This is a genomic window from Streptomyces sp. PA03-5A (assembly GCF_033792725.1).
In the GTDB taxonomy this organism is placed as follows: Bacteria; Actinomycetota; Actinomycetes; order Streptomycetales; family Streptomycetaceae; genus Actinacidiphila.
On the sequence record NZ_JARAVL010000024.1, the window covers coordinates 62,088 to 81,454 of the forward strand.

General features: G+C 74.7%; 18 protein-coding genes. 11 read left to right on the top strand and 7 right to left on the bottom strand.

From position 1 onward, the window contains the following. The first annotated feature begins 7 nt into the window (after positions 1-7). Positions 8-1,249: a type ISP restriction/modification enzyme gene (locus PV410_RS27915; RefSeq protein WP_500328463.1), complete on the top strand. Its 1,242-nt coding sequence runs from the start codon at positions 8-10 to the stop codon at positions 1,247-1,249. A 126-nt stretch (positions 1,250-1,375) separates the two neighbouring features. Here the strand turns inward: PV410_RS27915 and PV410_RS27920 are convergent, their stop codons facing one another. Together PV410_RS27920 and PV410_RS27925 are read right to left on the bottom strand one after the other, a co-directional pair. After that, positions 1,376-1,639, bottom strand: a complete 264-nt coding sequence (locus PV410_RS27920) for a hypothetical protein (RefSeq protein WP_499511025.1) — start codon at positions 1,637-1,639, stop codon at positions 1,376-1,378. Between the two features lie 116 nt (positions 1,640-1,755). Then, on the bottom strand, positions 1,756-2,562 hold the full coding sequence (locus tag PV410_RS27925) for an anti-sigma factor (RefSeq protein WP_500328465.1): 807 nt from the start codon (positions 2,560-2,562) through the stop codon (positions 1,756-1,758). 175 nt (positions 2,563-2,737) lie between these two features. On the opposite strand from PV410_RS27925, the gene PV410_RS27930 reads away from it, so the two are divergent. From PV410_RS27930 to PV410_RS27945, 4 genes are all read left to right on the top strand, one after another. Then, positions 2,738-4,306, top strand: coding sequence for a DUF4331 domain-containing protein (locus tag PV410_RS27930; RefSeq protein WP_500328467.1), 1,569 nt, complete (start codon positions 2,738-2,740; stop codon positions 4,304-4,306). A 116-nt stretch (positions 4,307-4,422) separates the two neighbouring features. Further along, on the top strand, positions 4,423-5,778 hold the full coding sequence (locus PV410_RS27935; protein WP_500328469.1) for a tetratricopeptide repeat protein: 1,356 nt from the start codon (positions 4,423-4,425) through the stop codon (positions 5,776-5,778). Then, positions 5,775-7,406 (top strand): nickel transporter, encoded by a 1,632-nt coding sequence (locus PV410_RS27940; RefSeq protein WP_500328470.1) that lies wholly within the window; start codon positions 5,775-5,777, stop codon positions 7,404-7,406. The genes PV410_RS27935 and PV410_RS27940 overlap by 4 nt, the downstream gene beginning before the upstream one ends. Positions 7,407-7,488: 82 nt before the next feature. Next, the gene (locus PV410_RS27945) at positions 7,489-9,135 is read left to right on the top strand and encodes a serine/threonine-protein kinase (protein ID WP_500328472.1); all 1,647 of its coding nucleotides are present in this window, start codon (positions 7,489-7,491) and stop codon (positions 9,133-9,135) included. Between the two features lie 91 nt (positions 9,136-9,226). Here the strand turns inward: PV410_RS27945 and PV410_RS27950 are convergent, their stop codons facing one another. Next, positions 9,227-10,018, bottom strand: coding sequence for an SGNH/GDSL hydrolase family protein (locus PV410_RS27950; protein ID WP_499511030.1), 792 nt, complete (start codon positions 10,016-10,018; stop codon positions 9,227-9,229). 366 nt (positions 10,019-10,384) lie between these two features. Here PV410_RS27950 and PV410_RS27955 point away from each other — a divergent pair, with 366 nt between their 5' ends. Next, on the top strand, positions 10,385-11,500 hold the full coding sequence (locus tag PV410_RS27955; protein WP_500328474.1) for a DUF5925 domain-containing protein: 1,116 nt from the start codon (positions 10,385-10,387) through the stop codon (positions 11,498-11,500). Continuing rightward, the gene (locus tag PV410_RS27960; RefSeq protein ID WP_500328476.1) at positions 11,500-12,042 is read left to right on the top strand and encodes a TrmH family RNA methyltransferase; all 543 of its coding nucleotides are present in this window, start codon (positions 11,500-11,502) and stop codon (positions 12,040-12,042) included. Before PV410_RS27955 ends, PV410_RS27960 begins: the two co-directional genes overlap by 1 nt. A gap of 10 nt (positions 12,043-12,052) precedes the next feature. On the opposite strand, the gene PV410_RS27965 is transcribed toward PV410_RS27960, so the two are convergent. The 3 genes from PV410_RS27965 to PV410_RS27975 all read right to left on the bottom strand — a co-directional run bounded on the left by PV410_RS27965 (position 12,053) and on the right by PV410_RS27975 (position 15,523). Beyond that, a complete protein-coding gene (locus tag PV410_RS27965) occupies positions 12,053-12,427 on the bottom strand; it encodes a GntR family transcriptional regulator (RefSeq protein ID WP_500328477.1) in 375 nt (124 codons plus the stop codon). Then, positions 12,424-13,590, bottom strand: a complete 1,167-nt coding sequence (locus tag PV410_RS27970) for a methyltransferase domain-containing protein (RefSeq protein WP_500328479.1) — start codon at positions 13,588-13,590, stop codon at positions 12,424-12,426. Before PV410_RS27970 ends, PV410_RS27965 begins: the two co-directional genes overlap by 4 nt. A 403-nt stretch (positions 13,591-13,993) precedes the next feature. Next, positions 13,994-15,523 (bottom strand): carboxyl transferase domain-containing protein, encoded by a 1,530-nt coding sequence (locus PV410_RS27975; protein WP_500328480.1) that lies wholly within the window; start codon positions 15,521-15,523, stop codon positions 13,994-13,996. A 118-nt stretch (positions 15,524-15,641) separates the two neighbouring features. Between PV410_RS27975 and PV410_RS27980 the strand changes: the two genes are divergently transcribed. From PV410_RS27980 to PV410_RS27995, 4 genes are all read left to right on the top strand, one after another. Beyond that, the gene (locus PV410_RS27980) at positions 15,642-15,956 is read left to right on the top strand and encodes a hypothetical protein (RefSeq protein ID WP_500328482.1); all 315 of its coding nucleotides are present in this window, start codon (positions 15,642-15,644) and stop codon (positions 15,954-15,956) included. Between the two features lie 54 nt (positions 15,957-16,010). Next, complete coding sequence (locus tag PV410_RS27985; RefSeq protein ID WP_500328484.1) at positions 16,011-16,772, top strand: DUF2637 domain-containing protein; 762 nt, start codon at positions 16,011-16,013, stop codon at positions 16,770-16,772. 109 nt (positions 16,773-16,881) lie between these two features. After that, the gene (locus tag PV410_RS27990; RefSeq protein WP_499511037.1) at positions 16,882-17,106 is read left to right on the top strand and encodes a hypothetical protein; all 225 of its coding nucleotides are present in this window, start codon (positions 16,882-16,884) and stop codon (positions 17,104-17,106) included. A gap of 264 nt (positions 17,107-17,370) precedes the next feature. After that, positions 17,371-18,381, top strand: a complete 1,011-nt coding sequence (locus PV410_RS27995) for a lytic polysaccharide monooxygenase auxiliary activity family 9 protein (RefSeq protein WP_500328486.1) — start codon at positions 17,371-17,373, stop codon at positions 18,379-18,381. Positions 18,382-18,390: 9 nt separating this feature from the next. On the opposite strand, the gene PV410_RS28000 is transcribed toward PV410_RS27995, so the two are convergent. Next, a complete protein-coding gene (locus PV410_RS28000; RefSeq protein WP_500328488.1) occupies positions 18,391-19,332 on the bottom strand; it encodes an esterase/lipase family protein in 942 nt (313 codons plus the stop codon). Between the last annotated feature and the right edge of the window lie 35 nt (positions 19,333-19,367).

The following is a 19,367-nucleotide window of genomic DNA, read 5'->3' on the forward strand; positions in this document are numbered from 1 at the left end:
CAGTAGCATGCCCACGGTGAGCGATGTGAGCGATGAAGCGCCGACGCTGGCCGACCTGATGCCGTGGTCCGTCCCGCCCCTGCGCCTGGGGCGGAGCTGGGTCATGGCCCCCGAGGCGGCGACCCTCACCTCGCGCTGGGACCGGCTGGTGAAGGCCGGGGGCGCCGAGCGCGAGCGGCTGTTCCATCCGACCCGGGCGCGCACCCCGCGCACCGCCGTCGCCCAGTTGCCGGGCCACCCGGCGTCCACCACCCGGCTGGAGCGCGAGGAGGGCGCCTGCGCGGAGCCGGTGCGGGTGCTCCACGGCCCGTACGACCTGCAGTGGCTCATCCCCGACCAGCGCCTGATCGACGCCGCCCGCCCCGAGTTGTGGCGGGTCGCCGACGAGGACCGGCAGTTGTACGCGGTGGAACTCGCGCGCCTGCCGCAGGTCCCGGGGCCGCCGCTGGCCTTCTCCGCGCTGCTCCCCGACGGCCACTCCCCCGCCGGCCGGCCCGGCCGGATCCGGCCGTTGTTCCGCCGCCCCGGCGGACGGGACCCGAACCTCGCGCCGGGTCTGCTGGACCGGCTCGCCCGTCGGCTGGACACCCCGGTCGGCGCACAGGACGTGCTCGCCTGGGTCGCCGCGCTCGCCACCGGCTCGCCCGTCGAGGTCCCGCTCACCGCCGATCCGGCGCTGTGGGCGGAGGGCGTCGCACTGGGCCGCCGTCTGCTGTGGCTGCACACCCGGGGCACCCGCTTCGCCGATCCGGCGGAGGACCGCCCCGCGGGGCATCCCCGGCTGCCCGGCGGCCGGCGCCCCTACGTCCGGGCGGCGCTGCCCGACGTGCCGCGGGAGGCCCCGTCGTACGACCCGGAGGAGCAGGCGCTGGTCCTGGGGAGCGGGCGGGTGGCACCGGTGCCGCAGGCGGCCTGGGAGTTCCACGCCGGGGGGACGCGGGTGCTGGAGACCTGGTTCGAGCGGCGGCTCCCCACCGGGGCGGCGGAGGGACTCGACGCGGTCCGGCCCGCCGCCTGGCCGCGGGCCAGGACGACCGAACTGCTGGAGCTGATCAGCGTGCTGGCGATGCTGGCGGAGCTGCGGCCGTCCCGTCGCGCGCTCGCCGCCCGGGTCGCGGACGGCCCGCGGATCAGTGCCGCCGAGCTGCGCGCGGCCCGCGTCCTGCCGGTGCCCGATTCCGCGCGCCGCCCGGCCTCCGTGCTGGATCACCACGAAGAGGGACCGGACGGGCAGTTCGCCCTGCTGTGACCACAAGTCGACACGACAACAGGCTCGGACGGAGTACACCGACGCGCCGCATGACGCAGCGCGGTGCCGGGACGGTGTACTGCGCCCGAGCCTGTCCGCTGAAAGGAACGCCGAGAACGCCTCCGGTCAGCCGCGGCTGCCGAAGAGCGAACGGCGCAGCCGCCGCAGCGGCGCGAACAGCGACACACGCGCCCCGCGGTTGGCGTTCGCGCGCACGTGGTCGCGCGAGGTCAGCTCGCGCATCAACAGCGTGGCCTCCTCCGCCTCCCGTTGCGGCACGGCGGGGCCGGCCAGCACCGAGAGATGGCGGTCGAGACGCGCGCTGGACGCGCTGCTCCCGCACGTGACGGCAGGCACTCGCGGCCTGCTCCGCATTGCTATCTGATCCATGACACTCCCCACCCGTTCGAGGGCACCCGGCACCGGGCAGGGTAACCCTATCGTCCTGCGGCGTCACCTATGCATCCGCGCTCCCGGATTCACCTGCCCGTCAAGGGGGTTGACGGTCACGAACCGATCCCCAGCGCGAGCAGGGGAAGTTGCACCATGGGATCCGAGGTCGGCACCACGGATCCGCCAGTCGGCTCAACCGTCACGGTGAACGCGTACGACCGCTCGTTCAGCCCGTCGGTCACGATCGGCGCGGGCGTGCCGTCCGCCGCCGGATCGGCGCCCAGCACGCCGAGGGAGCGGAAGGACGTAGGGCGCTCGCTCACCAGCCACAGCTGGTAGACGGTCCGTCCCTCCAGGCGCGGCAGCCCGTGCACCGTCACCACGGCGCGGCGCAGGTCCCGTGACACCACGGCGGTCACCCCCCGTCCATGGTCGTCGCTCGCGAAGGCCGGGCGGGCGTCGGCGGCCGTCAGAACCTCGTTCACCGCACGCGCGTTCCCCCGTTCCCGGTCCAGTTGGGTGGCGGTCCGCAGCAGCAGGGCGCCCAGCACCGCGCAGACCAGGAGGGCCGCCCCGGCGCCCGTCGCGGCCAGACGCGCCGGGGACGGCCGGCGCCACGCCTCCCACCACCGGCCCGGTCGTAGGGGTTCCAGGGGTTCCAGGGGTTCAAGGGCTTGCGGCGCTTCCTGATCCCCCCGCACCCCGTCCACCGGCACCCCGTCCACCAACAGCGGGACCATCGGGGGCGGCGGCGCGGCGGAACCCGGGTTGCCGAGCCGCACGGTGTCCCCGGCCAGATCCCGCACCCGCTCGGCGCACGCGTCGCAGCGCATCAGATGCCGCTCGAATCGGCGCAGTTCCCGCGGCGCGAGGGTGTCCAGCGCGTACGCCGCGGCCAGTTCGTGCACGGAACCTCTCATGGGTCGCCCCGCTTCCCTCCGCGGTGCACGCACCGTCCGGCCGGGCCTATATCACGTTACAACCCTGTGACACAAATTCGCCCCGGTCCGCCAATCCGCCGTCCGACCGGCCCCGAACAACCCACGCAGGACCTCTTCCAAGGGGGAGGGGCCAGACTCGCGAAGGACCGACGCGATGACCGCACACAGCAGGAACAGGCTCACGGCCCGGTTCGGGCGATCGCGCACGATCGCCCTGCTGGCCGCCGGCGCACTGGCCGCGGGGGGACTCGCCGCGGCGGGCGTCACCGGACTGGAGCCGGGGACGGCACAGGCGTCCAGCCACCGGGAGGCACCGCTGATCTCGGGGCAGCCGCAGTACGACACCACGGACGTCTACGCGTTCGTCAGCCCCGACCGCCCGGACACCACCACGCTGGTGGCGAACTGGATACCGTTCGAGGACCCGGCCGGCGGCCCGAACTTCTACAAGTTCGCCGACGACGCCCAGTACGACATCCACATCGACAGCGACGGGGACGCCCAGGGCGACTACCTCTACCGGTGGACGTTCCGGGACCACCTCCGCAACAAGAAGACGTTCCTCTACAACACCGGCCCGGTCACCAGCCTCGACGACCCGGACCTGAACTTCTTCCAGACCTACGACATCGACCTGTTCCGGCTGCACGACCAGCAGGTAACCGGCCGCTACAAGGTCGCGAACGACGTGCCCGTCGCGCCGTCGAACGTCGGCAAGGCCTCGATGCCGGACTACAACGTGCTGCGCCAGCAGGCCGTCAAGGACCTGGGCCGCGGCACCACGGCCTTCGCCGGCCAGTCCGACGACCCGTTCTTCCTCGACCTGCGGGTCTTCGACCTGCTCTACGGGGGCAACCTCTCCGAGGTCGGCGACGACACCCTCAAGGGCTACAACGTCAACACCATCGCCCTGCAGGTCCCGACGGCCGCGATCCGCCAGTCGGCCAAGCAGCCGGTCGTCGGCATCTGGTCCACCACGCAGCGGCGCACGGCGAACGGCGACTGGGCACAGGTCTCGCGCCTCGGCATGCCGCTGGTCAACGAGGTGGTCAACCCGCTCAAGGACAAGGACCGGTTCAACGCGTCCTCGCCCTGGAACGACGCCCAGTTCCTCAAGAACGTGACCCACCCCGAACTGCCCGGGCTCATCGAGGGCATCTACAAGATCAAGGCGCCGGCCACGCCGCGCAACGACCTCGTCCAGGTGTTCCTGACGGGTGTGCCCAAGCTCAACCAGCCGCCGCACGTCCGCCCGTCGGAGATGCTGCGCCTCAACACGGCCGTCCTGCCCACCGCCAATCCCAAGCGGCTCGGCGTCCTGGACGGCGACAACGCCGGCTTCCCCAACGGCCGCCGGCTCGGTGACGACGTCGTGGACATCGCGCTCCAGGTGGTGGAGGGCGAACTGGTCGGGTCGAAGAACGACCTGGGCGACGCCGTCAACGCCAACGACCAGGCCTTCGGCGCCAGCTTCCCGTACGTGGCCCTGCCGGCCTCCGGCTCGGACGGCCCGCTGGCCAAGCCGGCCACCAACTCGGCGCAGACCAACGGGGTCACCCAGCTCAACGGGGGCGGCCTGCTCACGGGCGGCGGTGACGACAACACCGTGCTCATCGCCTCCGCGGCCTCCGGCGGCGCGGGCGTGCTGCTGATCGGCGCCGCGCTGCTGTGGTGGCGGATGCGCCGCAGCCCCGCCGGCCGCCGGGCGCACGGCCGGGCCTGACGCACCGCCGCGCCGGACCCGACGGCCCGGCGCAGACACACCGCACGGCACCCGGCCGGGACGCACCGCGAGCGCCCCGGCCGGGCTCCACCCCATCATCCCGAAAGGCAGCAGCCATGGACGTACCGGCCCCGGGCCGACTGCGCGCCGCCGTCCTGTACGCGGCGCTGGTGCTCGGCCTCGCGCTGGCGCTCACCGCGGGCGCGCTGGTCCTCGGCGGGTCCCCCGCCCCGCGGGACGCCGCGCGGACCGCGGCACCCGCCGCCGACGCCCCGCTGGACCGCCTCGCCGAGGGCGACCTCGCGGGCGGCATCGCGGCCCTGCAGACGCATCTGCGGGCCCAGCCCGACGACGCCCCGGGGTGGGCCGCCCTCGGCGCCGCCTACGTCGAGCAGGCCAGGACCAGCGGCGACCCGACCCGCTACCCGCAGGCGCAGGCCGCCTTCACCCGCTCGCTGCGGATCTCCCCCCGCGACAACGACGCCGCACTCGCCGGACGGGCCGCGCTCGCCGCCGCCCGCCACGACTTCCGCACCGCCCTCACCGAGGCGGACCGGGCGCTGAAGGTGAACCCGTACGGGGAGCGCGCCCTGGCCGTCCGGGTCGACGCCCTGGTCGAACTCGGCCGCTACGACGAGGCGCTGCGCGCCGCCGAGCACGCGGACGCGGTGCGTCCCGGCATCCCGGTCTTCACCCGCCTCGCCTACGTCCACGAACTGCGCGGCGACCCGGCCGGTGCCCGCCGCATCCTGACCCGCGCCCTGGACTCCGCCGCGACCCCGGGCGACACGGCCTACGTCGCCACGGCGCTGGGCCAGCTCGCCTGGAGCCAGGGCCAGTACCCGGCCGCACTGCGGCACTTCGCCACCGCGCTGCGCGCCGACCCCGGCTACCTGCCGGCGGTCGAGGGCCGCGGCCGTACGTACGCGGCACGCGGCGACCGGGAGAAGGCCCTGCGCGACCTGGGGCGGGTCGTCGACCGCTACCCGCTGCCCGCGCAACTCGCCGAACTGGGCGAACTGTACGAGGCCACGGGCCAGGACGAGCGGGCGGAGCAGCAGTACGCGGTGGTCGGCACCTGGATCGCCCTCGCCCGGGCGAACGGCGTCGCCACCGACCTCGACGCGGCACTGGTCGCCGCCGACCACGGGGACGCCGCCGAGGCGCTGCGCGCGGCCCGGGCCGAATGGTCGCGCCGGCAGACCGTCCACACCGCCGACGCGCTCGCCTGGGCCCTGCACGTCAACGGCCGCGACCGCGAGGCCCTGACGTACGCCGGACGCTCCTCCGCGCCGGGCTACCGCAACGCGGCCTTCCTCTACCACCGCGGCGTCATCGAGGCGGCCCTCGGCAGGCGCGCGGCCGCCAGGACGTCGCTGGCCGCGGCGCTCCGCCTCAACCCCGGCTTCTCCCCCACCGCCGCCCCCGCCGCCCGCCGCGCGCTGGCACGCATCGAAGGAGACCCGTCATGATCCGGCGCAGGACGGCCGCCGCGGCGGCCGCGGCAGCGGCGGGAGCGGCCCTCGCGCTGCTTCCCGCAGGACAGGCGCAGGCGCATCCGCTGGGCAACTTCACCGTCAACCGCTACGACGGCCTGGTCGCCGCCCCCGGTGTGCTGCGGATCGACCACGTCGAGGACCTCGCCGAGATCCCCGCGGCCCAGGCCGTCCCCGCGATCGACCGGGACGGCGACCGGGCGCTGGGCCGCGCCGAGTTGGCGGACTGGGCGGGGGCGCGGTGCGACGCGGCCGCGGAGGGCGCACGGGCGTCCGTGGGCGGTCGCCGCGAACCGGTCACCGTGCGCCGGGCCACGGCGACCGTACGGCCGGGGCAGGCGGGGCTGACGACACTGCGCGTCGAGTGCCGGATGACGGCGCGCCTGCCGGACGGCAGGTCCGCGCCCCTGACGTACCGTCCGGCGGACATCGGTGCCGGGCCGGGCTGGCGGGAGATCACCGCGCGCGGCGACCGGATGACGCTCCACGACGCCGACGTGCCGGGGACGTCGGTGTCGCGGCGGCTCACCGCGTACCCGAAGGACCTGCTCTCCTCGCCCGCCGACGAGCGCGCGGCCGGTTTCCGGGTGACCCCGGGCGGCCCCGCGCTGGCGGCGGAGGACGACGCCCCCGCCGCCGGTGTGCTGCCGCGCGGCGCGGACCGCTGGACCCAGGCCCTCACCGACCTGGTGTCACGGCACGCGCTCACCCCGGGGTTCGCCGCCCTGGCCCTGCTCACGGCGCTGGCCCTGGGCGCGATGCACGCGCTCGCGCCCGGGCACGGCAAGACGCTGATGGCCGCGGCGGCCGCCGCGGGCGGCCGGCGGTCGCGCCGGGACATGGTCGCGCTGGGCGCGTCGGTGACGGTCACCCACACCATGGGGGTGTTCGCGCTGGGCCTGCTGGTGACGACCGGTTCGGCCGCGGCGCCCTCGGTCATCGGCTGGCTGGGCGTCGCCAGCGGGGTGCTGGTCGCCTGCGCCGGTGCGGCGCTGCTCCGCCGCGCCTGGCGGCTGCGGGGTCAGTCCCACGGCCACGACCACGGACATGGGCACGGGCAAGGGCATGACCACGGCCACGACCATGGGGGCGGCCACCACGGGCACGGCCATCGCCACCACGGCGAACACCACGTCCACCCGCGCCGCCCCGCACCCGCACCCGGGACGGCGGCGCAGACCGCGCCCGCGGCCGTCCTCACCGCCGAACGCCCCGCCCCCGAGCGCCACGTGCACGTCCACCCGCACACACACCCGCACGAGCCGCGGCCCACGCTCCGGGGCACGATCCTGCTCGGCTTCGCCGGCGGTCTCGTCCCCAGTCCTTCCGCGGTGGTCGTCCTGGTGGGTGCCGCGGCACTCGGCCAGGCCTGGTTCGGCTTCCTGCTGGTGCTCGCGTACGGCGCGGGTCTGGCGATCACGCTCACGGCCGCCGGTTTCGCCGTCGTGCGCCTCGGGCGGCTGGCCGGGAAGGCGTCGGCGCTGCGGTCCCGCGGCCGGCTGTTCACGGCGGCACGGCGCCTCGCGCCGCTGGCCACGGCGTCCGTGGTGCTGGTGCTGGGCTGCGGTCTGCTGCTCAGGGCGGTGCTGGCACTGCCGGCTTGAGGGAGCTTTCCGTCGAAAGGGTCCGTTCGGGAGGAAGTTCGGTCATGCTGGGCTGCGGGCGGCACGAAGGGGGGACACGCCGATGACACGGCTCGTGGCGGGGCGCTACCGGCTGATCAGCGAGCTGGGCCGGGGCGGCATGGGTGTGGTGTGGCTGGCCCGGGACGAACTGCTGGGCCGCGAGGTGGCCGTCAAGGAGGTCAAGGCCCCGCCGGGCCTGGAGGACGGGGAGGTCGAGCGCCTGTACGCGCGGCTGCAGCAGGAGGGCATCGCGGCCGCGCGGGTCGAGCACCCCAACGTCATCAAGGTGTACGACGTGGCCATGGCCGAGGGCAGCCCGTGGATCGTCATGGAGCTCGTCCGGGGCGTGACGCTCGCCGACGTCCTCGACGCGGAGGGCCCCATGGACCCCCGGCGCGCCGCGGGGATCGGCGGCAAGGTGCTGGCGGCGCTGCGCGCCGGCCATGCGGCCGGGGTGCTGCACCGCGACGTGAAGCCGGGCAACGTGCTCATCGGCAACGACGGGCGGGTCGTGCTCACCGACTTCGGCATCGCCATGATCGAGGGCTCCTCGGCGATCACCCGCACCGGCGAACTGGTGGGCTCACCGGAGTTCCTGGCCCCCGAGCGGGCGCTCGGCCGCCGTCCCGGCCCGGAGTCGGACCTGTGGTCGCTCGGGGTGCTGCTGTACGTGGCGGTGGAGGGCGGTTCGCCGTTCCGCCGCGACACCGCACTGAGCACGATGCGCGCGGTGGTGGACGAGGAACTGCCCGAGCCGCGCAGGGCGGGGCCGCTGGCCCCGGTGATCACCGGGCTGCTGCACAAGGACCCGGCGGCCCGGATCCCGGGCGACGAGGTGCAGCGGCGGCTGGACGCCCTCGCCGCCGGGCGCACCCCGCCGGGCGCCGGAACGGCCTACGCCACCACCCAGGCCGCCGTGCCGATGCCGCCGGGGCCGGACGGCACACCGGTCCGGTCCACGCCGGTCTCCTCGACTCCCGTCTCCTCGACACCGCTCGGGCCGACGACACCCGTCGGCACCGGATTCGGCCCCCCGTCAGGTGGCCCCCCGGCCCGGCCTCGTCGCGCGGCGGTGGCGATGGCCGCGGGCGTGCTCGCCCTCGCCCTGGGCATCGGGGGCGTGGCCTACGCCCTGCTCGACGACGGCTCACCCGGCGGTTCCGGCCACGGCACGACCGCCGGGAACACCCCGGGCGGCGACGGGACCCCGTCCGCCACCGGCTCGCAGGACGACGACGACACGGACGCCAGCGGCTACGAGGCGACGGCCGGCGGCGGCGACTCCGCGTCTCCGCACACCTCGGCGCCGCCCAGCACCCCGGCCCATGTGAACGTCCACGTCACGGTGTCGGCCGTGCGCGACACCTACACCGGGGGCTGTCCGCCGCCCGCGGAGCAGGCGCCGTCCTTCTCGGCGGTCGTCACGGTCGACCGCACCCCGGTGACGGTCACCTACCGCTGGAGGACGAGCGGCGCCGGTTCCGACCATGGCTGGCAGACCCTCGACTTCCCCTCGGGCGGCCCGAGGAGCCGGACGGTCGAGCACACCGAGCCGTCCTACGAGCCGGACGGCACGATCGAGGGCTGGGTGGCGGTCGAGGTGCGCAGTCCGGTGGGGACGGAGTCCGCGCACGTCCCGTTCACGGTCACGTGCCGGGCGCCGAGCCCGTCGCCGAGCGGTTCGGAGGGGACGGCGACGACCCCCTGAGGCAGCGCCGGCATGGGCGAGGGGTGCCGGGCGGTGGCCCGGCACCCCTCGTCTCACGTCGTCCGGGTGCTCCGCGCTGCGGTGCCGCGGGTCACGCGGCGGAGGTGAACACCGGCAAGTAGCCGCCGGACTGGCCGGAGGCGGTGGGGTGGTAGGACTCGTAGACGGGGAGGGTGAGGCTGTGCAGCCAGGCCGAGCCCGAGCAGAGCTCGTGCCCGGTGAAGGTGCCGCGGACGTCGGCGAAGGCGAAGCCGTGGTCGGCGGCGCGCTTCGCGGTGACGGTGTCGAGGAGGTCGGCCGCGTCGTTTATGGCCCTGCGCTTGGTCTCGCTGAGGCCGATGCAGGTGGTGCCCAGCTTGTAGAAGCGCGGGTAGCCGAGGACGACGACCCGGGCCGAAGGGGACCTGGAGCTGATGGCGTTGTAGACGGAGTCGAGCCGTGCGGGCAGCTGGTTGTTGGCGAAGTCCCTGGCCTGGTTGATACGGCTGAGGCAGGTGCTGTCGGAGCTGAGGACGCAGGTGGTCATCACGTCGGCGAAGCCGGCGTCGTTGCCGCCGATGCTGATGCTGACCAGGGTCGTCGAGGCGTTGAGCGGACCGAGCTGGTTGTTGAGCACGTCGGTCGTGGTCGCTCCGGAACACGCGGTGAAAGAGAACCCGGACGGGCTATGCGCGTTCGCCCACAGCCGGGGGAACGCCTTGCTGCTGCGGTAGCAGCTGCCGCTCGAGCCGTCGTAGCTGCCGGACCCGACTCCGGCGGAGTACGAGTCGCCCAGGGCCACGTAGACGGGGCCGGCGGCTCGGGCGGAACCGGCACCAACCAGGGCGAGTGCGGCGGTAAGGAGAAGTGTGGATGCGGCTGACACGAAACGGGACAGTCTCATGGAACCTCCCTTAGCAGGATCTCTGCCGCATCTTTCGTACCGCGCAGTAACACGTTCGGGAAGTGTCCATGCCAAGATTTCTTGACATGGACATTCCTGCGAGCTGTCCGTGATCGCCGCTGCGTGCACCGGATGTGACGCCGTCTCGGCCGGCGGGCTCTACTCCCGTAGTTGGGAGGCCCTTTAGGGGCGCCGACGGCGGCACCGCCCGGACGCGCCATCCCCGGCCGGACGCCCGGTGCCCCGTGAACCGCCCGCTGTGCCCGGATCGGGCCGGTTCCACCGGGCGTTCGGGAATTCCCGGTGATTCCGCCACTGCGTGAAAACCCGGTGCGGACGCGGACCCCGTGCCGGATCATGAGCGGCATGCCCGACGCAACGCCCCCGCATCGCGCCCTGTCCATCCGTCTCGGCATGAACGACGACGACTCGCCGTCCGACGCCATCGACGCCCTGTTCCTGAGCCGCTTCGTCACCGGCGAGCAGCCCTACTCGTGCGGCACGTCCCTGGACCGGGTCAAGTCGGGGCTGACGCTCGTACCGGGCGGCGGGTCGGTGCTGCGCTCCGCGCGGGACAAGGACCGCGGCGCGACCCTCGCCGAGGGCGACGGCTGGACGATCCTCGTGTCGCGCTGGCACCGCCGTGCCGACGTGACGGTGACGGCGGTCACCGAGGAGCTGGCGCAGCGCGTCCTGGCCGAGGCCGTCGAGGACGCCGAGGACCAGCCGGAACCGCAGCCCGACGACGTGACCATGGGCTTCTGGTACGTCGCCCCGCGCCGCGGGCCGCACCGCATCACGCGGCAGATCAGCGCCGCCCCCTGGGACGACGTGCGGGGCAACTACACCGCGCCGGTGGCGGAGGCCATGGACGGGCTGATGAAGCTCACCGCCGCCGACGTCAGCGGCCGGCTGCTGCTCCTGCACGGCCCGCCGGGCACCGGCAAGACCTCCGCGCTGCGCACGCTGGCCCGCGCCTGGCGCGACTGGTGCCAGGTGGACTGCGTCCTCGACCCCGAGGTGCTCTTCAACGACGTCGGCTACCTGATGGAGATCGCCATCGGCGAGGACGACACCGAAGGGCCGGGCCGCTGGCGGCTGCTGTTGCTGGAGGACTGCGACGAGCTCATCCGCGGCCAGGCCAAGCACCAGACCGGCCAGGCGCTGTCCCGTCTGCTCAACCTCACCGACGGCCTGCTCGGCCAGGGCCGCAACGTCCTGGTCGGCATCACGACCAACGAGGACCTGGAGCGGCTGCACCCCGCGGTGGTCCGCCCCGGGCGCTGCCTGGCCCGGATCGAGGTGGGCCCGCTGACCCGCGCCGAGGCGACCGGCTGGCTCGGCACGTCCGAGGGCATCGGCCGGGACGGCGCCACGCTCGCGGAGCTCTACGCCCTGCGCCGCGGCGCCTCCTCCTCCGGCGGCACCGCGCTCCCCCACCAGACGACCCCGGCCTCCGCCTCCGGAGGCCTCTACCTCTGATGGCCGGGGGTCCGCCCGGCGGCGCGACGGGGAGGATACGGACCCGCACCCCGGCGGAACTGCGCCGCAGTCGCCGCCCGCGGTCGCACAACTGCTGGGACCACCTGTACGCGGCGCCGCTGTGGCCGCTGCACGGCGCCAACCTCGGGACGCTGCTGCGCACCTGCGACGCCGTCGGCGCGTGCCTGGTCGTCCCGCGCTTCCCCTGGGTGCCGGAGGCGCTCGCCCGCGGCAACACCCTGCGGCGGCCCGCCTGCGTGCACTGGACCGGCGATCCCCTGGGCTGGCTGCAGCGGCAGCGCGACCGCGGAGCGCACGTCGTCGGGGTCGAACTCGCCGACGAGGCGGTCCGGCTGGCGGACCTGCCGGCCGCGCGGCGCACCACGGTCGTCGTGCTGGGGCACGAGCAGCAGGGCATCCCGCCGGAGGCGCTCGACCTGCTCGACCTCGCCGTCGAGATCCCCATGGTCGGCATGGGCGCCAGCCTCAACGTCGCGGTCGCGGGTTCGCTGGCGCTGTACAAACTCGCCGGACTGCTGTGAGCGGCGCGCGCTACGCCTCGTACGCGGCGCGCAGCGCGTCCCGCACGGCGTCCTCGGCGGCGGCGCGGTCCAGGCCGAGGCGCCGCACGCGCTGGGCGTAGGCCGACGCGGCGGCGGCCGCCTCACGGGTGGCGGCGTCGCCCGCGGCCGCGACGAAGGTGCCGTTGCGGCCGCGGGTCTCGATCACACCGTCCGACTCCAGGGCGCGGTAGGCCTTGGCCACGGTGTTGGCCGCCAGGCCGAGGTCGTCCGCGAGCCCGCGGACGGTCGGCAGCCGGTAGCCGACCGGGAGGGCCCCGGAACGGGCCTGGTCCGCGATCTGCTCGCGCAGTTGCTCGTAGGGCGCGGCGGCCGCGTCCGGCCTGACGGTGATCTTGAGGCTCACGGTGTGTCGTCCTCCCGGCGGGACGGGGCAGCGCTGTTTGTCGCGGCCATTGTGCTGCACGCACCGTCCGCGAGGACGACGGCGCGGCCGGGCCCCGCCGGGTCGTGGGCGATCGCGTCCCCCGGCTCGTGCAGGTGCAGCACGAAGCGCTCGCCCGCGCGGTACGCCTCCAGGCCCGCCCTGCAGTACGCCACCATGTCGTCCGGCAGCGCGTCCAGGGGGAACCAGCCGAGCTCCGAGCACTTCTCCGGCTCGCGGTTGACCGGCTCGTGGACGCCGCCGTCCGCCTCGAAGAACCAGCCGATGCGCTCGCCCCCGCCGGGCGCGCGGTGCTGCATGACCAGGGCGACGGCGATGTCCTCGGGGCGCAGCACGACGCCCACCTCCTCCTGGGCCTCGCGGACCAGGGCCGTCAGGACGTCCTCGCCGTCCTCGACGTGGCCGGAGGGGGCGTGCAGCAGGCCGTCGGCGTAACCGGTGTTGACGCGGCGGCCGAGCAGGACCTCGTCGCCGCGGCGGAGGACGAGGTGGACGTCGACGATCTCCGTGTGCCTGCGGGGCTGCTTGATCCGCACGACCGCGGCGTAGCGCTCGTCGTGGACCGGGCCGCCCCACAGCGCGGTGTCGTGGGCGAGCTGCTCCACCTCGGTGTGCTCGGCGAGCGGCCGTACCATCGCGGCCAGTTCGGCGGCGCGGATGCCCACCGGCTCGGCCTCTCCCCAGCACCCCTCGACCAGCACGAGGCGTCCGCCGCGGCGCAGCAGCCGGGCCCAGCGGCGCAACGCGGCCACGGGGTCGGGCAGCGCCCACAGCATGTGCCGGACGAGCACCACGTCGAACCGGCCCTGTGCGACGGGCGGTTCGGCCGCGTCCCCGAGCAGGACGCGGGCCCCGGTGCCGGCCAGCTTCGTCCGGGCCAGCGCGGCCATGCGCGCGGAGCGGTCGACGGCGGTCACCCGGTGCCCCTGCTCGGCGGCGAGCCGCGCGAGGCTGCCCGTGCCGCACCCGAGGTCGAGCACGTCCGCCGGGGTGCCGGGCAGCCACGTCCGCAGCCGTGCCGCCCACGCCTCCCGCACGGCCGGCTCCCGCAAGCCGTGGTCGGGCTCCTCGTCGAAGCGGTCGGCCACGGTGTCCCAGTACGTGTCACTGCTGAGTTCGCCCACCCCGTGATCCTTCCACCCCCCACTGACAACGCCTCCGTGCTTCCCCGCGGGACCGCCGGGTCCGGCCGGACCACGCCCCACGTGGCGATCCCCCGAGGAAGGGGCGACAGACGGATCCCGCCGAGGCCTGACCACGACCGCCCCCAACCGCCCGCGGACGCGGACGCCTCCCGTGCGGGACCAGGTGTGCGCGGCCCCGCATCCGGTGCCGCGGCCGAGGACACCGCCCCTGCCCCGGCCGCACGGGGCCGGCCCCACGCGGCCGCCACCGGCTCCCCCCGTTCCGGAGGGCCGCAGGGAAGCCCCCGGCAGAGCCGGGCCGGCCCCCCAACCACCCGCGACCGGCTTTTCCCGGCCCGGATCCCCGCCCGCCGCCGCGGAACGCCTCCCGCCGGAAGGGGCGTCAGCTCAGGCCCAGGTTCCGGTAGCGGGTGCGGCGGGCGGCGAGGCGGACGGCGCGGGGGTGGGCGCGCAGGGCCGCGAGTTCGGCACCCAGGACCGCGCCGAGGCGGGCCAGGAACGCCTCGGGCTCGTCCGCCGCGTCGGGCGTCTCCTCCACCACCCGGTCGACGATCCCGTGCGCGGCCAGGTCCGCCGACCGCACCCCCTGGCGCCCGGCCACTTCGTACGCCCGTTCCGTCGTCCGGTACAGGATCGCCGAGGCCCCCTCCGGCGGCAGCGGGGAGAGCCACGCGTGCCGCGCGGCCACCACCCGGTCCGCGGGCAGCAGCGCGAGCGCGCCCCCGCCGGCGCCCTGTCCGAGCAGCAGGCACAGCGTGGGCGCGGGCACGGTCATCAGGTCGGCGAGGGAGCGGGCGATCTCGCCCGCCAGGCCGCCCTCCTCGGCCTCCCGGGACAGCGCCGCACCCGCGGTGTCGACCACGCACAACAGCGGCAGGTCCAGTTCCGCCGCGATGCCCATGCCGCGGCGGGCGACCCGCAGGCCGGCGGGGCCGAGCGCGGACGGCCGCCCGTCGCCGGTCTCCCGCCGGTCGTGGCCGAGGACGACGCAGGGCGTGCCGCCGATCCGGGCGAGCGCGAGCAGGAGTCCGGGGTCCCGTTCCCCCGCGCCGGTGCCGCTGAGCGGGGTCACGTCCCGGGCGGCCGCCGCCAGCAGGGCGCGCAGCCCCGGCCGTTCGGGCCGCCGTGAGCGCCGGATGGACTCCGCGGCCGGTGGAGCGGAGGCGCCCGGCGCGGGCTCGGGACCGGCCCCGCCGGTGTCCGGGGCTCCCGCCGTGTCGCCGCACAGCACCCCGAGGACGCGTGCCGCGACGTCCGCGAGTTCCGCGGAGGGCAGCACGGCGTCCACGATGCCGTTGGCCAGCAGGTTCTCCGCGACCTGGACGCCGGGCGGGAACTCCTCGCCGTACAGGGCCTCGTGGATCCGCGGGCCGAGGAAGCCGATGAGCGCGCCGGGTTCGGCGGCGGTGACGTGCCCGAGGGAGCCCCAGGACGCGAAGACCCCGCCCGTGGTCGGGTGCCGCAGGTGGACCAGGTACGGCAGGCCCGCGGCCTTGTGGTCGGTGATGGCCGCCGCGACCTTGACCATCTGCAGGAACGCGATGGTGCCCTCCTGCATCCGCGTCCCGCCCGAGGCGGGCGAGGCCAGCAGGGGCAGCCGCTCACGGGTGGCCCGTTCGACGGCCCGTACGAGGCGTTCGCCCGCGGCGACGCCGATCGAGCCGCCCAGGAAGCGGAACTCGCCCGCGACGACGGCGACCCGGCGGCCGCGGATCCTGCCCTCGCCGGTGACGACCGACTCGTCGAGCCCGGTCCGCTCCCGTGCCCGGGCGAGGTCGGCGCGGTACCCGGCGTCGTCGAGGTAGCCGGGCAGCGCGGTCACGGGCTCGTCCCAGCCGTGCCAGGTGCCGGAGTCGACGACGGCGTCGATGAGCTCCAGGGCGGCCGCGCGGCGGCGCGTCGGTTCGGTCATGGCGTCACCCTAGGGTGCCTGCCGGGGCCTGTGGCCAGGGCCAACACCTCACGGAACACGGGGCGGAGGTCACTCGTACGGCGCAACTCCATCACGGGGCGGGGGTCGTTGTGGGGATGTGGTCACAGTCGATTCCCAGAACGCACCGGGTGCGCCGGCCGGGAACGAGGTCCCCCGGACGGTTCCGGCGCCCATCCGCCGCAGCCGTCCGTACCGCCCGAGGGAGGGCGTCCCCCTCGGGGAATGGGTCTTCGTCCCGGGGACGGCGGGATTCTTCGGCCGGAGTCCGGACGCCTACATCGAGCGTGGCGAGGAGCGCATTCCGCTCGTGTACTGCTCTTCGGAACTGGAACAGTTCACCAACGAAATGGTCGGCATCGAGGGGGATTTCATCCGCCGCTGCTCCGGCATCGATCTGGATGCGCGGTATTAGGGCGTGCATTCACCGTATCCCCCGCCCACGCCCGGCCCCGACAGGAATTCCTTCATGCCGCCTTTGCAGGACCGTTTCCGCTTCGAGAACGACATGCCGTACGAGGACCACCTCAGCGGCCACACCATTTACAGTCCCCGCCAGGCCCCGGACGACACTTCGGGGAACGGGTTCTTCTCCGCCCCGGACTACGACGTCCTGAACGGGGCGTGGACGTCCGAGGAGGAATTGGCCCAGCTCCTCGAACCCCCTCTGGCGGAGGAGGTGGACGACTACGAGGAGGAGGACGACGACGTCTTCGCCGCGCCCTCCCCGGAGTCCGCGACCCACGAGCTGCCGCTCACCCGGCACAGGCACCGCAGGATCCGCCGGGCGGCGCTGCGGCAGAAGGCGGCCAGGACCCAGACGCTCAGCTTCGTCGTCGCGGCGGTCGCGGCCACCATCGTGGCCATGGTGAGCGTGCTCGGGGGGATGGTCGCCCACGACCCGTTGCGCCACATCGCCGCCACCAACGGGGCGTCGGGGCTGGCGGGCTGGTGGCCGCTGCTGGTCTACGGCCCCTGGATGGTGGCCTCGTTGTCGATCCTGCGGGCCGCGCTGCACCAGCGCCGGGCCCCGCACTCCTGGGCGGTCGTGCTGCTCTTCTCGGCCTTCGCGATCCTGTTCTGCGTCGCCTCCGCCCCCCGGACGATCACCGACTGGACCGTCGCCAGCCTCCCCGCCATCGCGGCGCTGTCCTGCTTCCACCAGCTCGTACGGCAGATCACCCTCACCCACCCCCCGCGGCGCACCCCCCGCAGCCGGCACTCCTCCTGAGGGGGCCCCGCGGCGACACCGCCCATGATCCGCATCATTGACGTGTCCATTGCGACGATGTGAGGATGCCGGTGATCCGGTCGTGCAACGAGCTCTTCCTGGAGGGGACATGAACAAGCGCAGGGGCGCCTCGGTCGCCGTGGCCGTGGCCGCGACGCTCACCGGGATGCTGGCGCTCGCCGCCCCGGCGAACGCGAGCGTGCCGTACAAGGTGTACTCGACGAGCGCGGCCTGCAAGACGGCCGGCCAGAAGTTCGTCGACTCCGGCCAGGCCTACCAGTACACGTGCACGTGGGACAGCCCGGGCTACCTCCTGACGCTCTGGCTCGGCTGAGGGCCGGCGGACCGCACCCGGGAACAGGCGGGTGGGCGGCGCCGGACAGGACTCCTGTCCGGCGCCGCCGTCGTGCCGGGGGGACCCGGGCCGCACCGGCGACCGGCATCCTCAGCCCCCGCTTAGCGATGCCTTAACGCCGCCATAAAGATCGCCCGCAGGTCCTCCGAACAGGGGTTCCACCCGTGCGGCGCGGCTAGCGTGCTGGTTCGCCGGCGCCCGTCGGCACCGCGCACCGGGCCACCGCCGAAGGAGAACCCCACCATGACCGCACGCCGCAGGGCCGCCCTGGCCACCGTCCTCGGGATCGGACCGCTCGCACTGACCGGCCTGGCCGCGGGACCGGCGAGCGCGCACGGCACCATGGGCGGCCCGGTCAGCCGGGTGCTGACCTGCTACGCGGAGAACCCCGAGAACCCGACGTCGGCCGCGTGCAGGGCGGCGGTCGCGGCGGGCGGCACGCAGGCCTTCTACGACTGGAACGGGGTGCGCATCGGCGACGCGGCCGGACGCCACCGGCAGGTGATACCGGACGGCAAGCTGTGCAGCGCGGGCAACGAGGAGTTCAAGGCGCTGGACCTGGCGCGGGCAGACTGGCCGGCGACGAGGATGACGCCGGGACGGCAGGACCTGGCGTACCGGGTGACGGCCCGCCACAAGGGCTCGTTCGAGCTGTACATGACGAAGGCGGGGTACGACCCGTCGCGGCCGCTGACGTGGTCGGACCTGGAGGCGCAGCCGTTCGCGAAGGTGACCGACCCCCAGGTGCGGGACGGCAGTTACGTCCTGCCGGTGGACGTGCCGGCCAGGTCGGGGCGTCAGCTGGTCTACGCGATCTGGCAGCGCTCGGACAGCCCGGAGGCCTTCTACTCCTGCTCCGACGTGGTCTTCGGCGCGGACACCGGGAAGGCCCCCGGGGCGCCCGCCACGCCCGCGACCTCGGCCCCGGCCGGGACCGGGACCGGGACCCCCGCCGCGGCCACGACCGCCCCCGCGCCCACCGCCTCCGTACCGGACGACGCGCGGATCGCCGCCGGGGCGGACCGGTCGACGGTGCGCCACCACCACGCGCACACCGCCGCGGACGGCTCGGCGAGCCCGCTCGCGGAGCCGTCCGCGACGGCGGACACGTCCCTTTCCGGCGCGGACCTGGCGGAGACCGGAGGCAGCAGCAGCGGCACGACCTCGCTGATGGCGGCGGGGGCCGCCGCCGTCTCGCTCGGTGCGTCGGTGCTGCTGCTCGTCGCCCGCAGGCGCCGGACGCGGGTCGGCTGACGGGGGACGTCAGCTGAAGACGTCCCCGCAGTCGGTCGCGGTGGCGTGCGCCGGGTCGAGGGCGTTGGCCGCCTCGTGGAACACGATGCGGTCGGTCAGCCCGACGAAGACGTGCTCGGACAGGTCGAGCGGGCACAGGTCCTGCAGCACCACGTTGCGGACGTCAGGGCCGGACAGGAACTGCGAGGTGTACGGCGTGACGACCTCGTCGTACTTGGTCGCGATCACCGTGTAGTGGACGCCGGGGAGGGTGTCGCCGCCGGCGTTCAGCTTGGTGAGGAAGGCCGATCCGGCCATCTGGTCCGTCAGCCCCTGCGGGCTGAGGTGCTCGATGGCCTCGGCCGCCCCGGGGAAGTACGGCAGCAGCCTGAGCAGCCCGCCCAGGTCGGTCCCGTGGTTGCTGGGCGCGATGCCGACGAGCGCGTTCACCTTGGGGGCACCGCCCAGGAACTTCATGTAGTAGCGCGGCATCATGCCGCCCTGGGAGTGCCCGACGATGTCGACCTTGCCCGCGCCGGTGGCCGTGAGGACCCGGTCGACGTAGTCGGCGAGCTGCTGGGAGGAGGCGGTGATGGAGCCGAGCCCGTAGAAGAGGGGCACGCCGGGCAGCTGGCCGTAGTCCAGGGAGTAGACGCAGTAGCCCCGCTTGACCAGGTAGGGCGCGAGGCCGAGCCAGTTGTCGATGGAGTTGCCGAGGGTGCCGTGGACGAGGACGACGGGCCGCGGGTGGGCGGCGGACGGCTTGCAGGACCAGTTGTTCCAGCCGCTGCTCGCGGTGGCGCCGGCGGTGGTCGCGGCGGCGACGGTCGTGGTGGCGTGGGTGTCGGACGTGGGGGTCTTCGCCAGTGCGGTGGTCGTGCTGTCCACCAGGACGGGGGTGGCGAAGAGGGCGGCGGTGAGAGTCAGCGCGGAGAGGAGCCGGAGCGCTGATCGCGGTCTGATGGGCAGCATCGAGCGATCTCCTCGCAGGTGGGGGAATGACTGGC

Bases quoted from the DNA above. Each gene is read 5' to 3' on its own strand.
- PV410_RS27925 (WP_500328465.1), bottom strand. From the start codon at position 2,562: ATGAGAGGTTCCGTGCACGAACTGGCCGCGGCGTACGCGCTGGACACC.
- PV410_RS27985 (WP_500328484.1), top strand. From the start codon at position 16,011: ATGCCGCCTTTGCAGGACCGTTTCCGCTTCGAGAACGACATGCCGTAC.
- PV410_RS27950 (WP_499511030.1), bottom strand. From the start codon at position 10,018: ATGAGACTGTCCCGTTTCGTGTCAGCCGCATCCACACTTCTCCTTACC.
- PV410_RS27955 (WP_500328474.1), top strand. From the start codon at position 10,385: ATGCCCGACGCAACGCCCCCGCATCGCGCCCTGTCCATCCGTCTCGGC.
- PV410_RS27915 (WP_500328463.1), top strand. From the start codon at position 8: ATGCCCACGGTGAGCGATGTGAGCGATGAAGCGCCGACGCTGGCCGAC.
- PV410_RS28000 (WP_500328488.1), bottom strand. From the start codon at position 19,332: ATGCTGCCCATCAGACCGCGATCAGCGCTCCGGCTCCTCTCCGCGCTG.
- PV410_RS27995 (WP_500328486.1), top strand. From the start codon at position 17,371: ATGACCGCACGCCGCAGGGCCGCCCTGGCCACCGTCCTCGGGATCGGA.
- PV410_RS27940 (WP_500328470.1), top strand. From the start codon at position 5,775: ATGATCCGGCGCAGGACGGCCGCCGCGGCGGCCGCGGCAGCGGCGGGA.
- PV410_RS27960 (WP_500328476.1), top strand. From the start codon at position 11,500: ATGGCCGGGGGTCCGCCCGGCGGCGCGACGGGGAGGATACGGACCCGC.
- PV410_RS27990 (WP_499511037.1), top strand. From the start codon at position 16,882: ATGAACAAGCGCAGGGGCGCCTCGGTCGCCGTGGCCGTGGCCGCGACG.
- PV410_RS27975 (WP_500328480.1), bottom strand. From the start codon at position 15,523: ATGACCGAACCGACGCGCCGCCGCGCGGCCGCCCTGGAGCTCATCGAC.
- PV410_RS27920 (WP_499511025.1), bottom strand. From the start codon at position 1,639: ATGGATCAGATAGCAATGCGGAGCAGGCCGCGAGTGCCTGCCGTCACG.
- PV410_RS27935 (WP_500328469.1), top strand. From the start codon at position 4,423: ATGGACGTACCGGCCCCGGGCCGACTGCGCGCCGCCGTCCTGTACGCG.
- PV410_RS27930 (WP_500328467.1), top strand. From the start codon at position 2,738: ATGACCGCACACAGCAGGAACAGGCTCACGGCCCGGTTCGGGCGATCG.
- PV410_RS27945 (WP_500328472.1), top strand. From the start codon at position 7,489: ATGACACGGCTCGTGGCGGGGCGCTACCGGCTGATCAGCGAGCTGGGC.